We start from the raw sequence: 24085 nt of genomic DNA on the forward strand, positions 1-24085 counted from the left end.
TGCTTGGTACTTCGTCATTTCACTGCCACCTCCATTTCTTCTCGATCCGATGTGAACCACACGGGTCTCCCCGTGCACTGAAACCACAGTAGGCAATTCTCCGGAACCGCACAACCTATTTTTGACCTGCGGTGATGGGTGCGGAAGTGTTTCAGCTACTGCCGCTTCCCTTGATCACACCGAGGACGTCCTCGCCGAACTGCTCGAGCTTCTTCGCACCGATCCCCGGGATCGCGACGAGCCCCCGATCGTCCTGCGGGCGCTGCTCGGCGAGGGCCGTCAGCGTGTTGTCGCTGAACACGACGTACGCCGGGACCTTCAGCTCCCGCGACTTCTCGAGCCGCCACGACCGCAGCGATTCGAGCAGTTCCACGTCGACGTTCGACGGGCACCCCTCGCAGCGACCGAGCATGGTCGCGGTCGTCCCGATCAGCTGTTTTCCGCACAGCCGGCACCGGGGACGCTTCTTGTTGCTCTTGACGGGCGCCGCGATCCGCGAGGCGGGTGAGTCTTCGGGGATGAGTCCGTGGAGGAACCGCGAACGGCGCCGCGACTTGCGGCCGCCCTCGTTCCGCGACAGCGCCCACGACATCTGCAGGTGCTCCCGGGCGCGGGTCACGCCGACGTACAGCAGCCGGCGCTCCTCCTCGACGGCGGCCTCGTCGGGGGCCGAATTGGCGTCGCCGAGCACGTGCTGGATGGGCAGTGTCCCGTCGGTGAGCCCGACGAGGAACACGGCATCCCATTCGAGACCCTTCGCGGCGTGCAGGGATGCGAGCGTCACACCCTGCACGACGGGTGGGTGCCGCGCCTCCGCGCGGAGACTCAGCTCGCGCAGCAGGGCGTCGAGCGTCAACTCCGGGTCCTGCGTCAACTGTTCCTCGGTGAGGGCGACCAGCGCCGACAGCGACGACCACCGTTCCCGGGCCTGCGCACCCGCCGGTTCCGCGTCGGTCAGGCCCAGCGGCGTGAGCACCGCGCGGACGAGAGTGACCAGGTCGGCGCCGACCGCGTCCGGCAGATCGTCGCGGCCCGCAGCCTGGCGCAGCGCCGCGACGGCCTGGCGCACCTCGGTGCGCGTGAAGAATCCCTCGCCGCCACGCACCTGGTACGGGATGTCGAGCTTCGTCAGCGCCTGCTCGTGCACCTCCGACTGGGCGTTGATCCGGTACAGGACCGCGATCTCCGCCGCCGGGGTACCCGACGCGATGAGCCGCTTGATCGTGCGCGCCACGCCGGCGGCCTCTGCCGGTTCGTCGTCGAACTCGACGAAACTCGGTTCGGGCCCGGAGTCGCGTTGCCCGATCAGCTGGAGGCGGGTGCCCGCGATCCTGCCGCGGGCCGCCCCGATGACCCGGTTCGCCATCGACACGACCTCGGGGGTCGACCGGTAGTCGCGCTCGAGCCGCACGACCGTCGCCTCGGGGAACCGCCGCGAGAAATCGAGCAGATAGTTGGGGGTGGCGCCGGTGAACGAGTAGATGGTCTGGTTGGCGTCACCGACGACGGTGAGGTCGTCCCGCTCCCCGAGCCACGCATCGAGGACGCGCTGTTGCAGCGGCGTGACGTCCTGGTACTCGTCCACGACGAAACAGCGGTAGCGGTCGCGGAACTCCTCGGCGACCGCCGAGTGTTCCTCGAGCGCCGCCGCCGTGTGGAGCAGCAGGTCGTCGAAATCGAGGAGCATCCCGTCCTGACCGCGGGCCTTGAGCTGCTCGTATCCGTGGTACACCTCGGCGACCTTGGCGGCGTCGACCGGGGCCTCCCTGCGCAACTTCGCCACCGCGCGCGGATAGTCCTCGGGAGCGATCAGGGAGGCCTTGGCCCACTCGATCTCACTCGCGAGGTCGCGGACGCTCTCCGTGCTGGTGGACAGCCCGACCCGTCCCGCGGCGGAGGACACGACCGCGAACTTGCGGTCGAGCAGCCGCCAGTCGGTGTCGCCGACCACCTGCGGCCAGAAGTACCTCAACTGTCGCAGCGCGGCGGCGTGGAACGTGCGCGCCTGCACCTGCGCTCCGCCGTCGCCGATGCCGAGGCTGCGCAGTCGACCCCGCATCTCGCCTGCCGCGCGGGCCGTGAACGTGACCGCCAGCACCTGCCCCGCCGCGACGTGCCCAGTGGCCACCAGGTGCGCGATACGCCGGGTGATGGTCCGGGTCTTCCCCGTTCCCGCCCCCGCCAGCACACAGACCGGGCCCCGCGGAGCGAGTACCGCTGCGGACTGTTCGGGATCGAGACCGGTACTCGTCACCTCTGCTGCGCCGGCTGCTGACATGGCGTCCATCATGACAGGGGCAACCGACACGACGCGAAGCGGACGAACCGCGGTGGGAACACAACCCGGGGTCGTGGTGTTATATGCGCCGTGACTGCAACCGACACCCCCGCCCTGACCATCTACTCCACCACCTGGTGCGGCTACTGCCGCCGCCTGAAGACGCAACTGGACGAGTCCGGCATCGGCTACGTGGAGATCGATATCGAGGACGATCCGGCGTCGGCAGAATTCGTCGGCAGCGTCAACGGCGGCAACCACGTCGTCCCCACCGTCAAGTTCGCCGACGGCAGCACCGCAACCAACCCGTCGTTGTCACAGGTCAAGAAGCTCCTCGGCGTCTAGGACGCCGACGCTGCTCCCGCCCAGGACTCGATGATGCCGCGCGCAATCGAGATCGAGCCCGGGAGCAGCAGTGGCGCGTCGCCGTCCGACGCCCAATCGCCGAGTTCGAGTGCTGTGCGCACCTCGTCCCGGGTGAACCACCGGGCCTCGGCGATCTCGCCGTCCGGGAACGTCAACGGGGCGTCGGGATCGCCGACGGCCGCGAATCCGATCATCACCGAACGAGGGAACGGCCAGGGCTGACTGCCCAGGTAGTGGACGTCGCGGACGTCGACACCCACCTCTTCCTTGATCTCCCGGACGACGCACGTCTCGAGTGACTCACCGGCCTCGACGAATCCGGCCAGGATGGAGAATCGCCGCGGCGGCCACGTGGGTTGCCGGGCCAGCAGGACGCGATCCCCGCCGTCGTGGACCAGACAGATGACCGCCGGATCGGTGCGGGGAAACTCCTCGTGCCCGGTACTCGTCGAAATCCGCGACCACCCCGACATGGTCGGCTCGGACGGCGCGCCGTCGAGGGCGCTGAAGCCGGCGCTGTCGTGCCAGTTGAGCATCGCCAGCGCGCCGGTGAGCAACCCCGCGTCGGCGTCGTCCAGGGTCCCGCCCAGAATCCGGAGGTCGGCCAGCTCGCCGGTCAGCGCCTGCACCCGGACCGCCCACACGTGCCGGTCCTTGCGGACCCCGAGGAAGACCGCGCCCGGTTGCGGCTCGGGGCCGAGTTCGGTGGCCTCGGCGAAGACCAGTCCGTCGTCCCCCACCCGCACCTGTCCGCGGTGGTTGACGCGCAGCAACTGCGCCTCCGGCCAGCCTGCCCGCAACGCGTTCGTGTCCGAACGCAATTCCTCGGCCCGCCCGACAGCGGAACGGGACAGGAGCGGGGTTTCGTTCAACCGGAATGCAGTCACGTCGTCGACACTACTGCCGATCAGTTAGTGACCCTACGGATGTACAGCAGTCGGTCGTTCTCCTCGATCGAATCGACCTCCGGTGAGCCGACCCGGATCAACCGGCCGTCCCGCACGACACCGAGCACGATGTCCGCGAGGTGGCGTGGGGAGCCGCCGATCTCGTCTCGCTCCACGGAGCGCTCGGCGATCGCGAACCCGGCCTCCGGGGTGAGCAGATCCTCCATCATCTCGACGACGCTGGGCGTCTTCGTCGCGATGCCGAGGAGTCGGCCCGCCGTCTCCGAGGACACGACCACCGAGTCGGCGCCGGACTGCCGGAGCAGATGCGTGTTCTCCGATTCCCGGATGGCCGCCACGATCTTGGCCTTCGGGGCGATCTCGCGCGCCGTCAGCGTCACCAGCACCGCCGTGTCGTCGCGGTTGGCCGCGACGATGATCGCCGACGCGTTCTGCGCGCCCGCCAACCGCAGGACGTCCGACTTGGTGGCGGACCCGTGGACCGTCACCAGTCCCTTGCTGGCCGCCGAATCGAGCACGGCATGGTCGGTGTCCACCACCACGATCTCCGACGGCGGAACATCGTCTCCGAGCATCGCGTCGATCGCGGTGCGTCCCTTCGTTCCGTAGCCGATCACCACGGTGTGATTGCGCACGTGCTGCCTCCAACGCTGGATTTTGAACGCCTGCCGGGAGCTCTCCGTGAGCGCGGAGAGGGTCGTACCGACCAGGACGATGAGGAAGAAGATTCGAAGGGGCGTGATCAGGAGGACGTTCACGAGTCGCGCGCCTGGCGTGAACGGCGTGATGTCGCCATACCCCGTCGTCGACAACGACACCGTCGCGTAGTAGATGCAGTCGAGCAACGACAATTCGTTGTCCTGCACGTCGCGATAGCCTTCGCGGTCGATGTAGACGATGAGGACCGCCAACGCCAACGCCGCCAGGGCGATACCCACCCGGCGGTAGATCGCCCGCGCCGGACTGGTCTGCAGCTCCGGGATCCGCAGCACACCCACCAATGCGAAATCCGGCCGGTCGGTGAGGGTGTCCGACCTGCTCAATCTCTCACGCAGCCTACCGGCCATATGTTTGTCTCCACGTTGCACCGAACTCCGACATCGGCTGGCAGCCTAACCCCGATTGCCCCACCGGTGACACGTCGGAGCCTCGTTGTCGCGAACCGGGCGGTTCGGGCAAGCTGGCGTCATGCAACGAGAGAGCCACACTCCGCGACCGAGCCAGAAGCCCGCACTGCGCCTTGCCGCGCTGTTGCTCGGCGCCGGCACCATGCACTTCGTCGCGCCCGAGTTCTTCGATTCCACGGTGCCCACCCAATTGCCGGGCGAGGCGCGCACCTACACCTATGTGTCCGGGGTCGCAGAACTCGCGATCGGCACCGCGCTGGCGGTGCCGCGAACCCGCAGGCTCGGTGGCGGCCTCGCCGCGCTGCTCTTCGTCGCCGTCTTCCCCGCCAATATCAACATGGCGGCCGACTGGCTGAGGAGTTCCAAGACGACCACCGTGCAGAAAGCCGGTGCGGTGCTGCGACTTCCGTTGCAGATCCCGCTGGTTACCGAGGCGCTGAAGGCTCGGCGTCAGGCCTGAGTTCCTCCCCTGCGCCGGCCGACCGGATGAGGTGGGCGAGCGCGTCGGCGTCGGGTAGACGCTCCGGCGCGATCGTCCGCCCGGTCCGCACGTAGTGGAACGCGGCGCGCACCTGCTCGATCGGCACGTCCATCAGTTCGGACCAGGCCAACCGGTAGGCGGCCAACTGCATCACCACGGCCTCCTCGTTGGCCGCGCTCGGTTCGGCGCCGGTCTTCCAGTCGATCACCGTCCACCCGCCGTCGGGATCGGCGAACACCGCGTCGATCCGACCGCGGAGCACCGTACCCGCCACCGACGTCTCGAACGGCACCTCGACCTCCGTCGGGTTGCGGTCGGCCCAGGACGAACGCAGGAACGCGTCCTGCAAGGTCGCGAGATCGGTGTCGGGTCCCGCACCCGTGTCGGCGGCACCGGGGAGTTCGTCGAGGTCCAGCAGCCGGGTGGCCCCGAAGCGGCGCTCCACCCAGGCGTGGAATGCGGTGCCGCGCCGGGCGAGCGGATTGGGTGGGAACGGCAGCGGTCGCCGGAGCCGGGCAGCCAGAGCGTCCGGGTCGGCCTCGAGTTCGACGAGCTGGCTCACCGACAGCTGGCCGGGCAGCACCACTTCGGTGCGGGCGTTCGCTCGCGCTTCCCGCTCCGCGAGCAGGGCATCGACGTCGGCTGCCCACTTCTCGGGATCGTCGTCCTCGCCCGCCCCTGCCGGTGCGCCGGTGTGCTTCAGCGCGGCGACGACCAGCGCCGCGCCACGTTCCACCGCCTCCCGGCGGAGCCCGAGCGGATCGCGCGGCCACGCCGCCGATTTGGGGGTACTGGTCAGCGGATTCTGTTCCTCCGGCTCGGGCGCGGGCGCCCAGATGTCGACGACGCCGATTCCCTCGTGGTCCTCGTCCGTCACCGTGTCGCGCAATTCGGTGAGGAACTCCGACGGCCCCTTCGGCTCGGTGCCGGACTCTGCCCAGTGATGCCCCGACGCGAACAGCACTCGTTCGGTCCGGGTGAGTGCGACATAGAACAGCCGGCGGTCCTCGTCGAGTTTGCGTGCCGCCAGCGACGCCTTGTGCGCCTTCACGGTCTCCTCGAGATCCTTCCGGTCGTACAGATTCTCGAGCTCGAGAACGGGCACGCCGTCAGCCGACTCACCCGGCCGGGCCCGGTCTCCGCGCAGCGACGGCGGAAGTTCGCCGACCGCTCCGAGCCAGGATCCGGACGCCGTCCGCGAGGGGAACACGCCGGCGGTGAGGTGCGGCACGGCCACCACTTCCCATTCCAGCCCCTTGGCCGAATGCACGGTCAGCACCTGGACACGGTGCGGATCGACCTCCACTTCGCCCGGTGCCAAACCCTTTTCGACCGATTCCGCCGCCGCCAGGAAGGCGAGCAGCCCGGTGACGGTGGCCGACGTGCGGTTCGCGTACCCGGCGACGACGTCGGCGAAAGCGTCGAGATGTTCGCGGCCCGCACTCCCCCGCGCCGACTGTCGCGTCCGGGCCTGCGCTTCGATGCCGATCCCCAGCACCCGCTCGACCTCGGCCACCAGTTCGGTGAGCGGCTGGCCGATCCGCTCGCGCAGCGACGCCAGCTCCCCCGCGACGGCGGTGATCCGTGCGTATCCGACCTCCGAATAGCGTTCGGCGGGTCCGGGATCCGCCAACGCATCCGCCAGCCCGGCCTGCTCGGCGTGTTCCCCGGGCAGTGCCTCGCCGACGGCGTCGGCCAGCGCGGACGAATCGGTGACGGCGCCGGTGGTGCCGTACCCGGTCCCGATGGCCAGCTCGGATGCCCGGCGCGACAACGCCGTCAGGTCGGCGGCCCCGATCTGCCATCTGGCCCCGGTCAGCATCCGCACGGCGGCACTGCCTGCCATCGGGTCGGCGACCACCCGCAGCATCGCGATCACGTCGGCCACTTCGGGCGTGTGCAGCAGTCCGCCGAGACCGACCACTTCGACCGGCAGTCCCCGGGAGCGCAGCACCTCCGCGACCGGCGCGGCATCGGCGTTGCGGCGGATCAGCACGGCGGCGGTCGGCGGGTCCTCGCCGCGGCTCGCGGCGTCGGCGTATTGCTCGGCGATGCGATCGGCCACCCATTCCCGTTCCTGGACCACGTCGCCGGTGAGAGCCAGCCGCACATCACCGGGGACGGCCTGGGGGCGCGCCCGCAGCGTGCTGACCGACACCCCCCGCTCACGCAGGGACGCCGAGGCCATGTTGGCCAGCGCCAGGGCCTCCGGCGGATTGCGCCAACTGGTGAGCAGTTCCAGCGTCGGCGCCGGATCTCCGTTCGCCAGCGGGAAATCCGTGGCGAAGCGGGGAAGATTGGCCGCCGACGCTCCGCGCCAGCCGTAGATCGACTGCATGGGGTCGCCCACCGCGGTGAGCGCGAGCGCGCCGTCCAGACCGCCGCCGAACAGCGACGACAGCAGTACCCGCTGCGAGTGCCCCGTGTCCTGGTATTCGTCGAGCAGCACCACCCGGAACCTCCGGCGTTCGGCCACGCCGACCTCCGGATGATCGGAGGCGACGCGCGCAGCCAGCGACATCTGACTGCCGAAATCGAGTGCGCCCTCCCGGCGCAGGGTGTCCGCGAGACGCTGCACCAGGGGAAGGAGCTCCACCCTCCGATGCTGGGTGTCGAGGATGTCGAGCAATTCCTTGCTCGGGCCGCCGCGCTGCCGCGGTCCGGCGGGGAGGGTGTGGACGAGTTTGTCGAGCTCGGTGTGCGCCTCCCTCAGATCGTCCGGTTCGACGAGGTGCTCGGCCAGCTGCCCCGACAGTGCCAGCACGGCCTCGGTGACCGAGGCCGGATTCCGGTCGGTGTCGAGGTCGCCGTCCCACGAGCTGACCACCCGGTGCGCCAGCTGCCACAGTTCCGTCTCCGACAGCAACGTCGCCGACGGTTCGATGGGCAGCAGGAGCCCGTGTTCGGACAGCAGTCGTCCGGCGTACGAGTGATAGGTGCTGACCTCCGGTTCTCCCGCAAAAATTCTCGACCGGAGATCACCGCTGGGGTCGACCCGGCGGAGCAGTTCCGAACCGGCCAGCCGGGCGAGCCGCTTCCGGATCCGGGCGGTCAGCTGTTGGGCGGCCTTGCGGGTGAACGTCAGCCCGAGCACCGCCTCGGGGTCGACGACACCGTTGGCCACCAGCCACACGACCCGGGCCGCCATCGTCTCGGTCTTGCCCGCGCCCGCCCCCGCGACCACGAGGGTGGGGCCGAGCGGGGCGGCGATGACGGCGGCCTGCTCCGGGGTCGGCGGATGCTGACCGAGGCCGATCGCGAGTTCCACCGGGTCGATGCGGCCGGTCATTCCGACGTCACCTGCCGTCCCTCGTCGTGCGCCGGGCAGCTCGTCCGCACCGGGCAGTGCCGGCATCCGTCGTTGACACGGGCGAGGAACTCCGGACCCTGGGTGGCCGCTGCCGCCGCGTGGATGACGGCGAGCCACGTCTCGAGATCCTCATCCGACAGGGGCGCCTGTACGCGCTGCGTGGCGCCCTCCTTCCGGTGCGGTTTGGCGACGAAGACCAGCCGCGCCCCACCGGGTTTCGAGGCCGGCTCCCCGTCGATCGCGCCGGTCGCAGCCGCCACCTGGTAGGCCGCGAGCTGGGCATGGTGCTGGGCGTCCTCCTTGGTGACAGGGGACCGGGCGGTCTTCACGTCGACGATGACGGGTCTGCCCTCGGCATCACGCTCGAGCCGGTCGATCCGCCCCCGCAGCCGGATCTCCGGGGAGCCCTCCTCCCTCGGTTCCAGGATGCCGTCGACGGCCACCTCCACGCCGATCTCGGTGAGTTCGGATCGGGTGTTCCCGAGCCAGGCGGTGAAGCTGGCGAGCATGTCGCGGGTGCGGTCGAGTTCGCGACGTGAATACCACTGCGACCCCAGATCGATGGACTCCCAGGCAGTCTCGAGCGCATGCTCCACCTGGTCGGGCGGGATACGCCCGGCGAGGGCCTGCACGAGCGTGTGCACGAGCGTTCCGGCGATGGCATGGGTGTTGTCGCCGTCCGTCCCGCCGTGTCGTTCGAGCAGCCACCGCAGCGGGCACGTGTTGAGCAGGTCGACCGTGGACGGCGACAGCGACACCGGCCCGTCCTCCGCGTTCCACAACGCGACGCCGGTGCTGGGTTCGGCTGTGCCGTACCACTGGTCGGGGTGTGCGCCGCGCACCCCGGCTTCGGCGAGCCGGGCGAGTTGACGCGCAGCACGTTCCTGCCGGGCGGGGTCGGATTTTGCGACCTCCGGATCGCAGACCACGCTGCGCAGTTCGGCAACGAGCGCCGGCAGTGCCAGGACCCGGGTGGCCGGGTCCTCCGTCTGCACGACCGCCTCGTCGACGTCGGAACCCGGTTCTCCCGCGAGCAGTTCGTCGACGAACCGGGAGTGGACGAGATCGGCGTCGCCGCTGGCCGAGTCGACGGCGGTGACGACCAGAGTCCGCCGGGCCCGACTGCAGGCGACCAGGAACAGCCTGCGCTCCTCGGCCAGGAGCGGCGCGGTACGCGACATCCGGTCGGCGGCCGTCTCGCTGCCGTCGGACACTCCACCCGTGAGATCGATCAGCGCCTCGGTGCCGAGCAGACTGCCCCGAGCCCGCAGACTCGGCCAGAGTCCTTCCTGCACACCGGCTACCGCGACGACGTCCCATTCGCGGCCGGCGGCCGAGTGTGCACTGAGCACCGATACGGCGTCGACCGGGACGGCGGAGACGGTGCGCGCGGTGGGAATGGCCTGCCCGGTGAGGTAGTCGACGAACCCGGCGAGTTGCGCGCGAGGGAGCCGGTCGACGTAGCTCGCCGCGGCGTCGAACAGGGCGACCACGGCGTCGAGGTCGCGGTCGGCCTGGGCCCCGATCGGGCCGCCGCGAGCCGAGGCGGCCGCCCAGCGCCGTTCGAGTCCGGTGGCCTGCCAGGCCGCCCACAGCACGTCCTCGATGCCGCGGCCCCGCTCCAGCGGCACCTTTGCCTTCCGCAGGACGGACAGCACCCGGTTCAGGGATGCGGCCTCGACGTCGGTCAGTTTGGCCGTGACCCGGCGGGTGCTGTCGGTCTCGCCGACGAGGACGAGCCGGAGAAGCTCCGCGGAGTCCCGGTCGCCGCCGGATGCCAGTTCGGCGCGCCGCAGGCCCCGGCGAAGACGCCGGAGCGCCACGGGTTCCGCGCCGCCGACCGGACCGGACAGCAGGGCGAGTGCGTCCTCGCCGGTGAATTCCTGGCCCGACAGTGCCCGCAGCACGAGCATCAGTCCCGACACCCCGTGCTGCCGGGCCAGGGGCAGTTCGGACGCCGCGGTGGTGACGGGCACACCCGCCCCGAGCAGCGCACGCCGCAGCGGGGCCAGCGCACGCGGCACCGAGCGCACGATCACGGCCATCTCCGACCAGGGCACGCCGTCGAGGAGATGGGCGCGCCGCAGGGTGTCGGCGATCAGGGCCGCTTCCTTCGCCGCCGTGCCCAGAATCCGGACGACGGTTCTGCCGCCGTCCTGCGACGGCACCCAGATCCGGTGCGGCAGGTGGCCGGGGAGCCGGGACGTGACCCGTGCCGCGGTGGTCGCGACCTCCGCCGCACTGCGAAAGTTGACCGGTAGCAGCACCTGTCGCGGATCACCCTTGTCGGCGAGCTCGACGAGGAACGACGGGTCGGCCCCGCGAAATCCGTAGATCGACTGGTCCGGATCGCCGGCGACGACCGTGGTGCGGGTACCGGTCCCGAGGAGGCGAACGAGTTCCGCGGCCTGCGGATCGAGGTGCTGCGCGTCGTCGACGAGCAGGTGCCGGACCCGGGCGCGCTCGGTGCGCAGCAGGTCCGGGTCGGTGGCGAACGCGGTGAGGGCGGCACCGATGAGTTCGGCGGCGTCCAGTGCCGGCGCCGTGGCCTCGGGGGCCTCGACACCCACGGCTCCGCGCAGCAGCATGCCGTGCTCGTAGCGGGCGGCGAACATTCCCGCCGCGACCCACTCCGGACGGGAGTGCCGCCGGCCCAGCTTGATCAGGTCCTCGGGGCCGAGCCCCCGCTCGCTGGAACGCAACATCAGGTCGCGGAGTTCGACGGCGAAGCCGCTCAGTGCCAATGCGGGACGCAGCCGTTCGGGCCACATCTCGCCGCCGTCCTCGATGTCGCCGTGCAGCATCTCGCGCAGCACTGCGTCCTGCTCGGCTCCGGTGATGAGGCGAGGCGGTGGGTTTCCGTGGGCGGCGGCCTGCAGTCGCAGCACCGCGAACGCATAGGAGTGGACGGTGCGCACGAGCGGTTCGCGGGTAGCGCGGGGCCCGTGCTGCTCGTCGTGCCCGACGAGTGCGGCGGTGACCTCCTCGCGGACCCGGCCCGCCGCCCGCCGCGACTGCGTGAGCACCAGCACCGACTCGGGGTCTTCCCCGTCAGCGATCCGGTCGACCGCGATGTCGACGAGCAGCGACGTCTTACCGGTGCCGGGGCCGCCCAGCACCTGCCACGGATTCCATCCGAGGCCGAGTGGTGGGGCGGTGAGGACCCGCTGCGTGGAGTCGTCCCACACTCGGGTCTCGCGGCCGGGGCTGCGGCGGTGCACCAGCCGGGCACGAGGAGCCGACGCCTTGGTGCGCACCGCCGATTCCGTCATGGGCAGCATTCCACCAGAACGGTCCGACATCTCGTCCGGCGACCCGATCCGGCATCATGGATCAGGTGTCAGCACTGAATACGTATCTGTTCGGCGCCGAGGACGGCACCGAGATCCTCGCCCTGCACGGACTCACCGGTCACGGCAGACGGTGGGAGACGCTGGCCACCGAGCATCTTCCCGGCGCGCGCTGGATCTCCCCCGACCTGCTCGGTCACGGCCGTTCCACGTGGGCGCCACCGTGGAACCTCGAGGCCCACGTCGCGAGCCTCGTCGACACGCTCGAAGCGCACGCGCGGGGACCCGTCCTGGTGGTGGGACACTCGTTCGGTTGTGCCCTGGCACTGCACCTGTCGCGGGCCGTCCCCGACCGTGTCCGGGGGCTGGTGCTGCTCGATCCCGCGATCGGGCTCGATCCCGCGACGATGCAGTCGGTGGCGGATCTCACCATCTCCTCCCCCGATTACACCGACGTCGAGGAGGCCCGCTCCGACAAGGTGCACGGTTCGTGGGGTGAGGTGGCCCGGGACGTTCTCGAGAACGAGATCGCCGAACATCTGGTGCCGCTGGAGAACGGGCGGGTCAACTGGCGCCTGTCCACCCCGGCCGTGGTCACCGCGTGGGGCGAACTGGCCCGCGAGGCCGTGCTGCCGCCGGCTCACCTGCCGACCGTGCTCGTCCAGGCGTCCAAGGTGCAGCCGCCGTACGTCACCCCGGAATTCCGGAAGGCGCTCACCGACCACCTCGGCGACAACCTCACCGCCGTCGACCTCGATTGCGATCACATGGTCCCGCAGGCCCGGCCGGGCGAGGTGGCCGACCTCGTCCGCACGCTGCTCTGACGGTGTCGTGATGGTGGCGACGACGGAGGAGCAGGTCGAGGCGGTCCGCGCGCTGGTCGCGTCGATCCCGCCCGGCCGGGTCGCCACCTACGGCGACATCGCCTCGGCGGCGGGGCTGTCCAGTCCGCGGACCGTCGGCTGGATCATGCGCACCGACTCCGCCGACCTCCCCTGGCACCGGGTGCTGGGAGCGTCGGGCCGACCGGCGCCGCATCTCGCGCACCGTCAGATCGCGAAGCTCGAACTCGAGGGTGTTCCCATCCGGGACGGCCGGGTCGATCTCGCGGCGGCACGCTACCGATTCGATCACCCCGACTGAACACGGCCGCGTCAGCAGGTGCTCGGTGCGGGATCACCGCGGAAGCGCGCGTCCATCCAGTCCAGTCCCTGGGGCAGTCCCAGCGCCGCCGCCGACAGATGGTCGGGAGTCGGGGTGAGCAGCGTCTGCACCGGGGTGCCCGCGTCGCAGTACCGTTTGACGGTGGTGTCGATCGAATCGACCGGAATCAGCGCATCGGTCGGGCTGTGCCATTCGAAGATCGGTGCGGTGGGCACGCCCGGATACAACTCCAGGCTGTTCTCCTCCATCACCTTCCACGCTTCCGGATCGTCCATGAAGTTCTTGTTGTCGGTCATCTGTGACGCGCTGTGCCCGAGCCCGAACAGCATGATCTCGTTGGTGCACCCGTTGCCGATCATCTGTTTCATGATGCGACCTTCGTCGTTGAGCTGATCGGTGACGTCGATTCGGTCCGGGTACTCGCGCTCTAGCCCCAGCGCGGCGGCCATGGCGAGGCCGAATGCGGGATGCGGGTTCGTACCGAGCGCTTCCGCCATCTTCACCAGGTTCATCGGGGTTCCGCCCTCGGCGGCACCGACGATGTTCAGTTCGGGCGCATACGTCGGTGCCAGGGCCGCGGCCCAGGCCGTCGCCATGCCGCCGCCGGAGTATCCGCCCAGTCCGACCTTGCTGTTCTGCACCTGCAGTTCGGGGACGCGCTGGACGGCACGGATGCCGTCGAGGGTGATCTGGCCACCGAGTTTGGCCGCGCCGTATGCCATCCGCGGACCCAGGTGATCGGGCAGCGCCACGGCCCAGCCGCGAGCAAGGGCGATGTTCAGCCCGGCGGCCTCGCGGATCTGGTGCAGCGGATCGTCGGTGTAGAGCTCGTTGGCGATCTTGCACTTGTTACCGAGTGAATTGATGATGTGCTGGTAGGACACCAGCGGGCCGTCCGGGACGTGGTTCGCGGGAAGCACATACGTGGTGTTGGCCGCGATCGGCCTGCCCTCCGAGTCCGTGGTCCGGAACAGCAACTCCCACATCGCGCTGCCGGGGAAGTAGTACGACGGCGGCATCTGACGAATCTTCAAGACGTCTCCCGGCGCGTGGTCGGCGACATCCGAGGGTTGGATGTAGAAGGGGTCCGGGTCGGCGACCGGGAAGATCGCGTCGGCAGAGGGCGGAGCGGGCAGGAGGGGTGAGAGCACCGGGGGTGACAGCAAGGGTGGTTCCGCCGCGGACGTGCCTGCGCCGACGAGGGCTGCGCTGAGCGCGAGAACCGAGCCGAGTACAGCGGTGCCGGAGGATCTGCGGAACAACGAGCCCATGACATACCCCACATTCAGCGAGCCAGGTCGACGGCATCACTATGCCAGAGCGCCGATAAGGATCAGCCCCTTTCGCGGTACCGAACAGGTCACTGACCGATACTTTGATTCACAGGTACTTTCGCGCCGGACGCCCGGCGGTCACACCACCAGCGTCGGAGTCGTGGACATCGCCCCGTCGCCGGACACCACCAGTGTGGCAAGGACGTTCACGGCCGCGGCCAGCTCGGATGCCGGTCGCGTGAAGGGCAGCCGCTGGTGGTCGTCGAACAGATGACCGGTGCCGAAGCGGGGTCCGGGCGCCAGCAGAAGCCCCCGCGACCGGGCCGAGGCGACGAGTCCCGTCGAGCTCGTCCCGGCGGGAAGCGCGCACCACAGGGACAGCCCGCCCGCCGGGAGGACGAAACTCCACCCCGGCAACCGGGCGTCGATCTCCGCCGCCAGCGCGTCCCGCTGCGCCCGGAGTTCGCGGCGGCGCCGCTCGACCAGACGGTCGTGCTGCGCGAACAACCGCACGGCGGCGAGCTGATCCAGCACCGACACCGACAATTGCCGGCGGGCCATGATCCTCGCCATCTGTGCGGTGCGGGCGGCCTCGGCGCGGACCCACCCGATCCGGATTCCCCCCCACACGGTCTTGCTGAGGCTCCCGATCGCCACGGTGGCCGATTCGGGGACCGGGACGCCGAACGGCTCGAGGCAGTCCGAGCCGTCCAGCACGAGTTCGGCCGCCACCTCGTCCACGACCGTCACCACGCCGTGACGGACCAGTGTCGCAGCGAGCCGCCGCCTGCCCTCGGACGTGGCCCGCGCCCCGGAAGGATTCGAGAAGTCCGGCATGAGGTACGCGACGGTCGGGGCGCTCTGCCGGGCGGCCCGGTCCACCTCCGCAACGAACGCGTCCGGGTCGGCCGCGTCGATCGGCACCGGGACCGGTCTGCCGCCGGCGGCCTGCACGGACTCGACCGCGCCGGGATACGTCGGGTGTTCGACGAGGACGCGATCGCCCGCGTCGACCAGCGCCTCGAACACCACTTCGGTGGCGTCGCCCGCGCCGCCGGTGACGAGAATCTGGTCTGCAGTGGTCGGGCGGCCCCGGCGGGTGTAGTGCCCTGCTATCGCGGCGCGGAGCGTCGTGAGTCCGCCCGGGTGGTATCCGTGCTGGGGCATGAAGCGGGGCAACTCGTCGACGGCGTCCAGGTAGGCCTCGCGGAGTTCGGGGGCGGCGGCCGGCGCGGCGTTGACGAGATCGACGACGCCGTCCACGGGCGACCCCACCATGCTCCCCCAGGCAGGCGGACCCGACGGCATCGCCACGAACGTTCCCGAGCCGTGCCGCGCCGACGCCCAACCACCTTCTCTCAGTTCGCGATACGCGGCGCTCACGGTCACCCGGCTGAGCCTGAGCTCCTCCGCCAGTGCCCGCTCGGCGGGGAGCCGGACCCCCACCGCCATCGAGCCGTCCGCGACCCTCTCGCGGAGTGTGTCGGCAAGCGCGCGGTACAGGGGTTGGCCCGGGGCGGCCGGTGCACCGACCAGCACTGCCAACTCGACTGCCGTGATGCTCCGGACCGGCTCACTACTCATACAGGCCACTTTTCCACAGAGGACTGAACATCGCGGTCCACTTGGCTCCGATAATCGATACATGCTGATGATTGGAATCCTCTTGGCCCTCAGTCTGGCCTCGGTGGCCTGGCTCGGTGTCAGCACCGCGCACGGCGGACGGTCCGGACTGTCCGGCCCTCCGCGCAGCCACCTGCACAGCGACTGACCGGGTGCGGCAGCATGAGGGAATGAACTCTGCCGCACCCGTTCACGCGATCGTCCTCGCCGGTGGACGAGCGACCCGGATGGGCGGCGTCGACAAGCCGGCCGTGGTCGTCGGCGGACGCCGGATGCTCGACACCGCTCTCGACGCCGTCGACGCGTGTGCACGCGTCGTCGTCGTCGGCCCCCGCCGCGCCGATCTCGATTCGACGGTCCTGCAAACCCAGGAGACGCCGCCGGGCACCGGCCCGGTGGCGGGCGTGGCCGCGGGACTGGCCGTGCTCGACGCCGACCCGGCGGACCGGGTGATCCTGCTGGCCTCGGACCTGCCGTTCGTGGAACCCGCGACGGTCGGAATACTCGCGGCCGCAGTACAGGACGTCGATACCGTGTTCGCGGTCGACGAGAAGGGGCGCCTGCAGTTCCTGTTGTCGGCGTGGCGCGTCGGCGCGCTGACCGACCGGATCCGGTCGCTGGGCTCGGCGGTCAACCAGCCGATGAAGGCCCTCGTCCCGGCGACGTTCGACACCGTCCCCGTCCGCGGTGTCACCGACTGCGACACACCGGACGACGTCGAGCGGGCCCGGAGCGGTGCCGCGGCCGTCCCCCTCACCATCGAGGAGGCCCGGAACGCGATCCTGGCCACCGTCCCCCCACTCCCGCCGCGGTCCGCGGAGCTCGCGACGGCACTCGGCGCCACACTCGCCGAGCCGTTGCTCGCCGCCGAAGCCCTGCCCCGCATCGCCGTCTCCGCGATGGACGGCTACGCCGTCGCCGGAGAAGGTCCGTGGGTACTGCGCGACGCGATCCGGTACGCGGGCAGCTCCGAGGAACTCGAACTGGCGGACGGCGAGGCGGCGCGCATCGCGACCGGCGCGCACCTCCCCCTCGGAGCGACCACCGTGGTGCGGGACGAATTCGCTCTGACGACAGACACTTCCGACGGACCGCGACTGTCCCGCAGGGAGGGCACGCCCGTGCGCGGCGACGCGCGGCGGCGCGGCGAGGACTGGCAGGAACGTCATCGACTCGCGGCCGCGGGGACGGCCGTCACACCGGCACTCCTGTCCGCCGCGGCGAGCGCGGAGGTGACCACCGCGGGGGTGCGCGGACCGGTCCGCGCACACGTCGTGGTGACGGGCGACGAGATCCGGCGGGAAGGCCCCCTGCGCCGGGGGCAGACGCGTGATGCCCTGGGACCCGTTCTCCCCCAGTTCCTCTCGTCGTGCGGAATCCGGACGGTCGCCGACACCCACCTGCGTGACACATCCGACAGCTTCGACGAGTTGTTCCGGGAAGTTCGCCGGCCCGACCTGATCGTGATCGTGGGAGCCACCGGGGGCGGCGCGGCCGACCAGTTGCGGGCAGCGCTCGACCGGGCCGAGGCCCGGGTCGTCGTGGGGAGGGTGCGGTGCCGTCCCGGCGGTTCCCAGGTCACCGCGCTGCTGCCCGACGGACGGGTGGTGCTCGGACTGCCCGGAAACCCGTATGCCGCGGTCGCGACGCTCCTGACCACGGTTCCGTCCATCGCGGCCGCGCTGACGGGCCGCACCCCGGCACCGACCCAGCTGGGACGGATAGCGAACGCGTCCGAGGTCAGCGGAGACGCCGCCCGCATCCTGCCCGCCGTCCCGCAACCGGACGGCACGTGGCGCGTGGACGCCGGAATTCGCACCGCGCACCTCGCGGGTCTGATCGACCGTGACGCGCTGGCGCTGGTTCCCGCGGGCGCGGTCGACGGCGATCTCGCCGAGCTGGTCCCGCTACCGCGCTGACGCGGATCGGTGCGGGGTCAGCGCTGCAACGACAGTGCGCGCTGCGCCGCGAGAATTCCATTGCGGTACCGCTCCGCGACCACGCCGACGATGGCCGGGTCCACGCCGAGCGGCTCCGCGACGCCGTCCGCACCCACGTCGGCGAGACGTGCGTGGAACAGTCCGTGGGCCAGCAGGTACGCCGCGACGAACACGCGCTTCTCGCCGTCCGCGCGCAGTCCGGCGACCACGTCGGCGACGCGGGGTTCCGCCGTCGCCACGTAACCGATGCGGACCCGCGAGGCCACGAGTTCCGTCAGCAGAGCCGCGGCGCGGCGCACGTCGCGCAGGGCCCGGGGGTCGGACGAACCGGCCGCGGCGAGCACGACCGCGTCGCCAGGCTGCCAGCCCGCGTCGACGAGACGGCGGAGGAGAACCTCGGCGAGAACGGGATCCGGTCCGAGTGTCCGTGTGACGGTCACCGACGGGTGGCCGCTGTCGGCGACCTCGCGGGGAACGTCGGTGTGGACGTGGTAGCCCGCGGCGAGAAACGCCGGAACGACCACGGCGGGTCCGGGGATGTCGCGGAGCACCTCGGCGGGCGAGGGCCCGAGGACGTCCACGAACGACACCCGGGTGGGTCCGACCTGCTCGGCGACGGCGTCGGCGAGCGCAGCGATCATTTCCACGCCCCGGGGACTCCGCGTTCCGTGTGCCACCAGTACCAGTGCTGCTTCGTTCATGGCTGTCCCTCCGCACGTGAATCGACGCAGTCGACAGGATCGAGGGCGAGGCGGTATCCCCGCTTGACCACCGTCTGGACTGCTTTCGGTGCGCCCAGGGATGCGCGCAACCGGGCGACTGCCGTTTCGACAGCATGGGTGTCGCCGCCACCGCCCGGCAGCGCGGCGAGCAGTTCGTCCCGTGGGACGACCCGGCCGGGGCGGGCGCCGAGGGTGCGCATCAGCGACATCGCCGCCGGGGGCAGCTGACGCACCTCCCCGTCTACGACGACGCATCCCCCGCGGATGCTCAGCTCGTGTCCGGCGGTCTGAATCTTGTTCGCCCGCCTCGGGAGTTCGTCGGCGATGTGCCGGGCGAGCGCACCGAGCCGCGAGCGCGCCGGCATGGTTGTCGGAACCTCGAGTTCGCGGAGCGGGCCTGCGGTGACCGGTCCCACGCACGCCGCGAGAACTCGGTGCCGGAACGAATGGAGAACCATCTCGATCATTCCGGTCTCCTTGGCCCGGGTCAGCAGCGAGGCCACGGCCGGTGCACTGGTGAAGCTGACGGCGTCGAGTCCGCCGGTCGCGATGAGCTCGATCATCCGGTCCATCGGGGCCTGATCCTCGAGCGGAGTCCACCGGTACACGGGGACGGCGATGACGTCCGCGCCCGCGCAGCGGAGTACCTCGCAGAAGTCTGCGATCGGCTCCCACTCGGTGGTGGCACCGTGCAACTGCACCGCGATGCGCTTGCCTTCGACGCCCTCACCGAGCAGGTGGTCGAGCACCTCGGCCGAGGACTCGGAGGCGGGCGACCATTCTTCCCGCAGGTCCGCGGCCCGGATGGCACCCTTCGCCTTGGGTCCGCGGGCGAGCAGGCGGCTGGAGGCCAGCGCCCGGCTCAGTTCCTCCGCCTCACCCCAGCCGTCCGCGGCCTCCATCCACCCGCGGAAGCCGATACCGGTCGTCGCGACGACGATCTCCGGCGGGTTGCCGATGATCTCGCGCGTGACGCGCTCGAGTTCCGTGTCGTCGGCCAGCGGGATGATGCGAATGGCCGGGGCGTGCACGACGGTGGCGCCGCGTCGTGTCAGGAGTGTGGCGAACTCTTCCGCTCGTCGAGAGGCCGTGATCCCGATCGTGAACCCGCACAGGGGCGACGCGTCGTTCACGCGTTCGTGCTGTGGACCTGGACGACGCCTGCCCACACCCGCACGTCGTACACGGGCAACCGCACCGAATCGTCGTCGAGGCAGCGACCGTCGACGAGCGAGAACACCTGCTTGAGCAGTGGCGACGCCACCGTGGGCTCGCCTGCCCGATCACCCACGAGGCCCCGGGACATCACGGCGGCGCGGCCGAACGGGTCGATGTTGCCCACGGCGTGCAGGGATCCGTCCTCGAGCAGGAACAGTGCCACCTGTTCGCCACCCCGCAGCAGCACTGCCACCCCGAGTCCGGGAATCAGCTGGCTCAGCGGGCACGCGGACGTCCATTCGAGACGGCCTGACTTGACGCTCTCGCGCCTGGTTCCACTGGCACTGTGCACGTTCATGTCGACGACGGTCATCACAGTCCTCCTTCGGGCTGGTGCGTATCCGTGCTTGGATACATGGTTCGTGGTCGGTGTTTCCGCAGCGTTAAGCGGGGATTACTCCGATGTAGAAGCCGCGAATTTCGGCAGTCCCATCAGAACCGGGACCTTCCGGACACCCGTGTCGTCGAACGCGACGGTCGGATCGGACTCCTCGGGCGCGTTGACGAACGACACGAACCGCGACAGCTTCTCCGGGTCGTCGAGCACACCCGCCCATTCGTCCTTGTAGCCCTCGACGTGCTTGGCCATCGCCGCCTCCAGCTCGGCGGCGATGCCCAGGCTGTCATCGCACACCACGGCCTTGAGGTGGTCGAGGCCGCCGTCCAGGGAATCGACCCACGGCGCGGTCCGCTGCAGGCGGTCGGCCGTGCGGATGTAGAACATGAGGTAGCGGTCGATGTAGGCGACCAGGGTCTCGTCATCGAGACCGCCGGCCAGCAGCTGGGCATGCTTCGGGGACTGGCCGCCGTTGCCGCCGACGTACAGGTTCCAGCCGTTCTCGGTGGCGATGACGCCGACGTCCTTGCCGCGGGCCTCGGCGCATTCGCGGGCACAGCCGGAGACGCCGAACTTGATCTTGTGCGGGGACCGCAGGCCGCGGTACCGGTTCTCCAGGTTCACGGCCATCCCGACCGAGTCCTGCACGCCGTAGCGGCACCAGGTGGAACCGACGCAGCTCTTCACGGTGCGCAGCGACTTGCCGTAGGCCTGCCCCGACTCCATGCCGGCGTCGACGAGACGCTTCCAGATGGCGGGCAGCTGCTCGACGCGGGCGCCGAACAGGTCGATGCGCTGACCACCGGTGACCTTCGTGTACAAGCCGAAGTCGCGGGCCACTTCGCCGATGACGATGAGCTGTTCGGGTGTGCACTCGCCGCCCGGCATGCGCGGCACCACGGAGTAGGTGCCGTTCTTCTGGATGTTGGCGAGGAAGTGGTCGTTCGTGTCCTGCAGTCCCGCCTGGTTGCGGTGCAGGATGTGGTCGGAGTCGGTGGACGCCAGAATCGAGGCGACCACGGGCTTGCAGATATCGCAGCCCGAACCCTTGCCGTACTTCGAGATGAGCGCGGAGAACGTCCTTGTGTTCGTGGCCCGGACGATCTCGAACAGCTCGGCGCGGGACTGCTCGAAGTGCTCGCACAGCGCCTTCGACATCACCACGCCGGACGAAGCGAGGAGCTGCTTGATCGTCGGGAGGCAGCCACCGCAGGTGGTTCCGGCGTTGGTGCAACTCTTGACCTGCGCGATGTCGCAGGCACCGTCGGCGATGGCCCCGCAGATCGCACCCTTGGTGACGCCGTTGCAGGAGCACACCTCGGCGTCGTCGGGCAGGGACCCGGCTCCCGGCTTCTCCCCCGCGGGCGAGATGAGCGACGCCGGATCGCCCGGCAGTTCGCGGCCGACGAGGGGCCGCAGCGACGCGTAGGCGGAGGCGTCACCGACGAGGATGCCGCCGAGCAGCGTCTTCGCGTCGTCGGACACGACGAGCTTGGCGTAGGTGCCCTTGGCGGCGTCGCTGAGGACGACCTCCAGTGCACCGGGGGTCTGCGCGTGGGCGTCCCCGAAGCTGGCGACGTCGACACCCATCAGCTTGAGCTTGGTCGACAGGTCGGCGCCGGGGAACTCCGCCGACCCGCCGAGCAGCCGGTCCGCCACGATCTCCGCGGTGGTGTAGCCGGGGGCGACGAGGCCGTAGCAGCGTCCCTCCACCGCGGCGCACTCGCCGACCGCGTAGATGTTCTCGTCCGACGTTCGGCAGCCGAGGTCCGTGATGATCCCGCCCCGCTCACCGACGTCGAGTCCGGCGTCGCGGGCAAGCTGGTCCTGGGGTCGTACACCCGCGGAGAACACGAGAAGCGCGGCCTCGATCACCGAGCCGTCGGACAGCTCGACGCTGATCCCGTCGGGGCCCTCGGTGATGCCGGCGGTGCCGACTCCGGCGTGGACGGTGAGGCCCAGGTCGGTGACCAGGTTGGCCAGCAGCGCGCCGCCGCCCTCGTCGACCTGCAGCGGCATCAGCCGGGGAGCGAATTCGACGACGTGCGGGGTCATCCCCATCAGCTTGAGGGCATTGGCTGCCTCGAGGCCCAGCAGGCCGCCGCCGACCACGACACCGACCGCGCCGGGGCCGGCCGCGTCGGCCCGCTTCCGGATGCCGTCGAGGTCGTCGAGCGTGCGGTACACGAAGCACTCCGGCCGGTCGTGTCCCGGGATCGGGGGCACGAACGGGTACGAACCGGTGGCCATCACGAGTGCGTCGTACCCGACGACCTCACCCGAATCGGTGGTTACCTTGCGGGCCTCCCGGTCGATGGTCGCGGCGCGGCGGCCGATCCGGAGATCGACGAGCGCGTCGCCCGGGTAGTCGTTGCCCGCGAGCGCAAGCTCCTTCGGGTCCCACGCCCCCACGTAGGTGGACAGTCCCACCCGGTCGTACGCGGGGAGGGGCTCCTCGCAGAGGACCGTCACCGACCAGTCGTCGGATTCGTCGCGTGCGCGCAACGCCTCGACGAACCGGTGTCCGACCATTCCGTGTCCGATGACCACTGCTGACTTGCGGCTCATGCCGTCGCTCCTTCTAGCCGAATTTCTCGAGTTCGAGCGGTACTGCGTGAGGTCACGCCGAGACCGACACCTTTTCGTCGTCGCCGTCGGTGACTGCGATACCGGGCGCGGAGGGCCGGCGCAGGAAGACGAACCAGGTGACGGCGATGCACACGACGTAGAAGGCGAGGAACACCCAGAACGCCATGGTTGCCGACTTGGCGGGGCTGCTGTACGAGGCGCGGAGGATCAGGTTGATGCCGACGCCGCCGAGGCCGCCGATGGCTCCCGCGAAGCCGATGAGCGCACCCGACATCGAGCGGGACCAGCTCGCCCGGTCCTCGCGGCTCAGTCCGTCGAGGCCCTGCGCCTTGGCTTCGAAGATCGACGGGATCATTTTGTAGACGGAACCGTTGCCGATGCCGGACAGCAGGAAGAGGGCGATGAAGCCGAGGACGAACGCGGTCATCACACCACCGGTGGCGGCGCCGGCGGTACCGTCGTCGATCGTGCCGGCGGTGACGAGCACACCCGCGGCGAGTGCCATCGCGGCGAAGGTGTACAGGGTGATCTTGCCGCCGCCGATCCGGTCGGCGAGCTTGCCACCCATCGGGCGGGCGATCGAGCCGAGCAGCGGACCGATGAACGCGATCTGTGCCGCGTGCAGGGCCGCCTGGGCGGGGTTTGCGCCACCTGCGAGGAAGTTGATCTGCAGGACCTGGCCGAACGCAAAACTGAAGCCGATGAACGAACCGAACGTGCCGACGTAGAGGAAGCTCACGACCCACGAGTGCGAGAACTTCAGCGTCGCGCCCATTGCCCGCAGGTCGGCCTTCTGATTGCCGAGGTTGTCCATGAACAGCGAGGCGCCGACCGCGGCGACGGCGATGAGGACGAGGTAGACGGAACACACGATCCACGGCTCGGTGTTACCGACCGTCGCGATCACGAGGAGGCCGATCAACTGGATCATCGGGACACCGATGTTGCCGCCGCCGGCGTTGAGTCCGAGGGCCCAGCCCTTCAGTCGCTGCGGGTAGAACGCATTGATGTTGGTCATCGACGACGCGAAGTTGCCGCCTCCGACGCCGGCGAGCGCGGCCACCAGCAGGAACGTGGTGTACGAGGCGCCGGGGTTCATCATCAGGTACAGCGTGAACAGCGTGGGGACGAGCAGGACGAGGGCGCTGAAGACGGTCCAGTTACGGCCACCGAACTTCGCCGTCGCCACCGTGTAGGGGATCCGCAGAATCGAACCGACCAGGGTCGGGACCGCGACGAGGAAGAACTTGCCCGCAGCGTCGATGCCGTAGATGTCGGTCGGCATGAACAGCACCATCACGGACCAGATCGACCAGACGGAGAAGCCGACGTGCTCAGCGACTACCGACCAGATCAGGTTCCGCTTGGCGATGTCCTTGCCGCCCGCCTCCCAGGCGTCGACGTCTTCCGCGTCCCAGTGCTCGATGTAGTGCTTCTTCACCCGGGCCTCCTCGTTGT

General features: G+C 70.1%; 18 protein-coding genes. 6 read left to right on the forward strand and 12 right to left on the reverse strand.

The features are described 5' to 3' along the window. Positions 1-151: 151 nt before the first annotated feature. Complete coding sequence (locus H0B43_RS04850; RefSeq protein ID WP_185730100.1) at positions 152-2290, reverse strand: ATP-dependent DNA helicase UvrD2; 2139 nt, start codon at positions 2288-2290, stop codon at positions 152-154. 78 nt (positions 2291-2368) lie between these two features. Between H0B43_RS04850 and H0B43_RS04855 the strand changes: the two genes are divergently transcribed. After that, positions 2369-2623 carry a mycoredoxin gene (locus H0B43_RS04855; RefSeq protein ID WP_037245224.1) on the forward strand — a complete coding sequence of 85 codons (255 nt, stop codon included), beginning with the start codon at positions 2369-2371 and terminating at the stop codon, positions 2621-2623. Here the strand turns inward: H0B43_RS04855 and nudC are convergent. Next, positions 2620-3531: an NAD(+) diphosphatase gene (gene nudC, locus H0B43_RS04860; protein ID WP_185729058.1), complete on the reverse strand. Its 912-nt coding sequence runs from the start codon at positions 3529-3531 to the stop codon at positions 2620-2622. The two genes, H0B43_RS04855 and nudC, sit on opposite strands and share 4 nt — an antisense overlap. A 20-nt stretch (positions 3532-3551) precedes the next feature. Further along, the gene (locus H0B43_RS04865; RefSeq protein ID WP_185729057.1) at positions 3552-4619 is read right to left on the reverse strand and encodes a TrkA family potassium uptake protein; all 1068 of its coding nucleotides are present in this window, start codon (positions 4617-4619) and stop codon (positions 3552-3554) included. A 121-nt stretch (positions 4620-4740) separates the two neighbouring features. Here H0B43_RS04865 and H0B43_RS04870 point away from each other — a divergent pair, with 121 nt between their 5' ends. After that, complete coding sequence (locus tag H0B43_RS04870) at positions 4741-5139, forward strand: MauE/DoxX family redox-associated membrane protein (RefSeq protein WP_185729056.1); 399 nt, start codon at positions 4741-4743, stop codon at positions 5137-5139. Here the strand turns inward: H0B43_RS04870 and H0B43_RS04875 are convergent. Together H0B43_RS04875 and H0B43_RS04880 are read right to left on the reverse strand one after the other, a co-directional pair. After that, complete coding sequence (locus H0B43_RS04875; protein WP_185729055.1) at positions 5105-8449, reverse strand: ATP-dependent DNA helicase; 3345 nt, start codon at positions 8447-8449, stop codon at positions 5105-5107. The genes H0B43_RS04870 and H0B43_RS04875 overlap by 35 nt on opposite strands. Continuing rightward, positions 8446-11742 carry an ATP-dependent DNA helicase gene (locus tag H0B43_RS04880; protein WP_185729054.1) on the reverse strand — a complete coding sequence of 1099 codons (3297 nt, stop codon included), beginning with the start codon at positions 11740-11742 and terminating at the stop codon, positions 8446-8448. The genes H0B43_RS04875 and H0B43_RS04880 overlap by 4 nt, the downstream gene beginning before the upstream one ends. A gap of 56 nt (positions 11743-11798) precedes the next feature. Between H0B43_RS04880 and H0B43_RS04885 the strand changes: the two genes are divergently transcribed. Both H0B43_RS04885 and H0B43_RS04890 read left to right on the forward strand, forming a co-directional pair. Continuing rightward, positions 11799-12584, forward strand: coding sequence for an alpha/beta fold hydrolase (locus tag H0B43_RS04885; RefSeq protein ID WP_185729053.1), 786 nt, complete (start codon positions 11799-11801; stop codon positions 12582-12584). A 10-nt stretch (positions 12585-12594) separates the two neighbouring features. Further along, the gene (locus H0B43_RS04890) at positions 12595-12903 is read left to right on the forward strand and encodes an MGMT family protein (protein WP_185729052.1); all 309 of its coding nucleotides are present in this window, start codon (positions 12595-12597) and stop codon (positions 12901-12903) included. Between the two features lie 11 nt (positions 12904-12914). On the opposite strand, the gene H0B43_RS04895 is transcribed toward H0B43_RS04890, so the two are convergent. Both H0B43_RS04895 and H0B43_RS04900 read right to left on the reverse strand, forming a co-directional pair. Then, the gene (locus H0B43_RS04895) at positions 12915-14195 is read right to left on the reverse strand and encodes a lipase family protein (RefSeq protein WP_185729051.1); all 1281 of its coding nucleotides are present in this window, start codon (positions 14193-14195) and stop codon (positions 12915-12917) included. Between the two features lie 141 nt (positions 14196-14336). After that, the gene (locus H0B43_RS04900) at positions 14337-15782 is read right to left on the reverse strand and encodes a PLP-dependent aminotransferase family protein (RefSeq protein WP_185729050.1); all 1446 of its coding nucleotides are present in this window, start codon (positions 15780-15782) and stop codon (positions 14337-14339) included. A gap of 61 nt (positions 15783-15843) precedes the next feature. Here H0B43_RS04900 and H0B43_RS42450 point away from each other — a divergent pair, with 61 nt between their 5' ends. Together H0B43_RS42450 and H0B43_RS04905 are read left to right on the forward strand one after the other, a co-directional pair. Continuing rightward, on the forward strand, positions 15844-15969 hold the full coding sequence (locus H0B43_RS42450) for a hypothetical protein (RefSeq protein ID WP_282555447.1): 126 nt from the start codon (positions 15844-15846) through the stop codon (positions 15967-15969). A gap of 22 nt (positions 15970-15991) precedes the next feature. Then, on the forward strand, positions 15992-17740 hold the full coding sequence (locus tag H0B43_RS04905; RefSeq protein WP_185729049.1) for an NTP transferase domain-containing protein: 1749 nt from the start codon (positions 15992-15994) through the stop codon (positions 17738-17740). A gap of 17 nt (positions 17741-17757) precedes the next feature. On the opposite strand, the gene H0B43_RS04910 is transcribed toward H0B43_RS04905, so the two are convergent. The 5 genes from H0B43_RS04910 to H0B43_RS04930 all read right to left on the reverse strand — a co-directional run bounded on the left by H0B43_RS04910 (position 17758) and on the right by H0B43_RS04930 (position 24068). Then, the gene (locus H0B43_RS04910; protein ID WP_185729048.1) at positions 17758-18462 is read right to left on the reverse strand and encodes a sirohydrochlorin chelatase; all 705 of its coding nucleotides are present in this window, start codon (positions 18460-18462) and stop codon (positions 17758-17760) included. Then, on the reverse strand, positions 18459-19616 hold the full coding sequence (locus tag H0B43_RS04915; RefSeq protein WP_185729047.1) for a uroporphyrinogen-III synthase: 1158 nt from the start codon (positions 19614-19616) through the stop codon (positions 18459-18461). The genes H0B43_RS04910 and H0B43_RS04915 overlap by 4 nt, the downstream gene beginning before the upstream one ends. After that, on the reverse strand, positions 19613-20014 hold the full coding sequence (gene nirD, locus H0B43_RS04920; RefSeq protein WP_073359259.1) for a nitrite reductase small subunit NirD: 402 nt from the start codon (positions 20012-20014) through the stop codon (positions 19613-19615). The genes H0B43_RS04915 and nirD overlap by 4 nt, the downstream gene beginning before the upstream one ends. Positions 20015-20095: 81 nt before the next feature. Continuing rightward, positions 20096-22606 carry a nitrite reductase large subunit NirB gene (nirB, locus tag H0B43_RS04925; RefSeq protein ID WP_185729046.1) on the reverse strand — a complete coding sequence of 837 codons (2511 nt, stop codon included), beginning with the start codon at positions 22604-22606 and terminating at the stop codon, positions 20096-20098. 52 nt (positions 22607-22658) lie between these two features. Beyond that, positions 22659-24068 (reverse strand): NarK/NasA family nitrate transporter, encoded by a 1410-nt coding sequence (locus tag H0B43_RS04930; protein ID WP_185729045.1) that lies wholly within the window; start codon positions 24066-24068, stop codon positions 22659-22661. Positions 24069-24085: the final 17 nt, after the last annotated feature.

It is taken from the genome of Rhodococcus sp. 4CII (assembly GCF_014256275.1).
In the GTDB taxonomy this organism is placed as follows: Bacteria; Actinomycetota; Actinomycetes; order Mycobacteriales; family Mycobacteriaceae; genus Rhodococcus_F; species Rhodococcus_F wratislaviensis_A.